The sequence below is a fragment of the Albidovulum sp. genome (genome assembly GCF_049646345.1).
In the GTDB taxonomy this organism is placed as follows: domain Bacteria; phylum Pseudomonadota; class Alphaproteobacteria; order Rhodobacterales; family Rhodobacteraceae; genus Albidovulum.
The window spans coordinates 1-1746 of the sequence record NZ_JBARVQ010000882.1; the positions used below are offsets into that span (position 1 = coordinate 1).

Annotated in this window: 2 protein-coding genes and 1 pseudogene; all 3 read right to left on the reverse strand. The window is 60.3% G+C overall.

Features of this window, described 5'->3' with window-relative positions:
* The coding region (locus tag WBB85_RS23010; protein WP_432640895.1) for an SDR family NAD(P)-dependent oxidoreductase at positions 1 to 664 on the reverse strand (664 nt) is incomplete at its 3' end.
* Positions 661 to 1452 carry a cyclase family protein gene (locus WBB85_RS23015; RefSeq protein ID WP_432640896.1) on the reverse strand — a complete coding sequence of 264 codons (792 nt, stop codon included), beginning with the start codon at positions 1450 to 1452 and terminating at the stop codon, positions 661 to 663. The genes WBB85_RS23015 and WBB85_RS23010, both read right to left, overlap by 4 nt.
* Positions 1449 to 1746, reverse strand: a pseudogene (locus WBB85_RS23020) (SDR family NAD(P)-dependent oxidoreductase); the annotation flags it as partial. The pseudogene WBB85_RS23020 and the gene WBB85_RS23015, both read right to left, overlap by 4 nt.

Consider the following 1746-nt stretch of genomic DNA (forward strand, 5'->3'; position numbering starts at 1 on the left):
AGCCCGCACTTTCATCAAGGAAGAACAGAGCGGCATTGGCGATATCGACTGACGTTCCAATGCGGCCCACCGGAATTCCATCCGCAATCTTCTTCTGCTGCTCGCCATCTTTTGGAACAATGGCCCAGAAGTTTTCCGTCAGCACAGGGCCCGGAGCGATCACGTTCACCGTAATGCCCTTTGGAGCAAGCTCCAGCGCCCAAGTGCGCGCCAGCCCGTTGATGCCTGCCTTGGTCGCCGAATAGGCCGACCGGGTTGGCATGCCCTGTAGTGACCGTGAACTGATGAAAACAACGCGCCCAGCCCCGCGTTCGACCATGCCAGGCAGCGCCGCTTTTGTCAGGGCCATTGGTGCGGCAAGGTGGAGTTGCGCGAGCTTCAGAATATCCGCCGGATTCGCGTCTTCCAGAAGGTTTGGGAGGATCAGGCCGGCATTGTGGACCAGCGCGTCGATCTGGTGATCCCTGCAGATGCGCGTAGCTATGTCTGCTGTTGCGTCCGCATCGGTCAGATCAGCAGTGTAGCTATGCAAGTCGTCATGGCGGTGTTCTGGCATCTCAAGCCCAAGGGAGACCACGGCCTCTCCGCGGTCCAACAATGCCTGCCCGATCGCGGCGCCAATGCCGGAATTTCCGCCGGTGATCAGAGTTGTGCGTTTGCTCATGCTTCAGCCCTTTCCACAAGGGCGATCACCCGCAGAGGGCTGCCCGATCCGCCCTCGATCTTCAGTGGGCAGGCGACGATCAGCGCGCCAAATGTTGGCAGCTTGTCGAGGTTGGTCAGACATTGCAGACCATAGCGCCCGTTGCCATGCAGAATGGAGTGGGCGGGGAGCGGCGGGTTGAAATGAAACGCCTGTCCCGCATCCGTGCCAACGGTTTCGACCGCCAGGCCGATGCAGTTGCGCTCATGCACCAAGAACTCCATCGCGCCACCATCAGGCCCCGGCGAATGCGCGCCGTCCTCTTTCAGGTTCAGGTATTCCGGTGTTCCGACGCGCTTGTACCAATCGGTACGCAGGGCGATCCAGTGGCGCTCGGGGATCGTTCCGTTCTTTGCTTCCCAACTCTCCAAGAACGCGCGGGTCAGGACGAAATTGGCATCGGCCTCGGCTTCTTTGGAGATATCAATGACCACCACTGGCGCCACGAAATCCCGCACAGGCACCGCGTCAACCGTGTTTGACGGCACATCCTTGCCGGTCACCCAATGCGCGGGTGCGTCGAAATGCGTGCCCGTATGTTCATTCATCGAGATGTTGTTCCAAAACCAGGCAGGACCGTTGTCGTCATAGCGCGAGACTTTCTCTATCCGGAAAGGCGCGCATTGGCCGAACTCGGCGGGCAGGACAATGACCGGGAAATCCGGGCTGAGTGTGTTGGTCAGATCAATGCATTCAACACCACCTGTGGTGAGAGCTTCGGCTAGTGCGGCCAGCGGTGTGTGGGTCATCTGTTTTCCTCCCTCATTGTCAGAAGCGGGTTTGCCTGCCAGCGCGCGAACAGGTCCTTTGCCACGTCCCCCGCGCAGCTGATCTCTTGTCCGTCTCGCAAGGCGGCAACGACCGTACGGGCAAGTTGTGATGGGGCGACTTTTGGTTGTGGCAAACGCTGGTGCCATGCGTCGTCCACGGGGCCGGTCAGCACGGACATGACGCGGATGCCAGCCATTTGCATTTCTCCGCGGAACCCGGACAAGAGCGACAGTCTTGCCGCCGCGCTGGCCGCCGTGCCCGAATACCCAGAC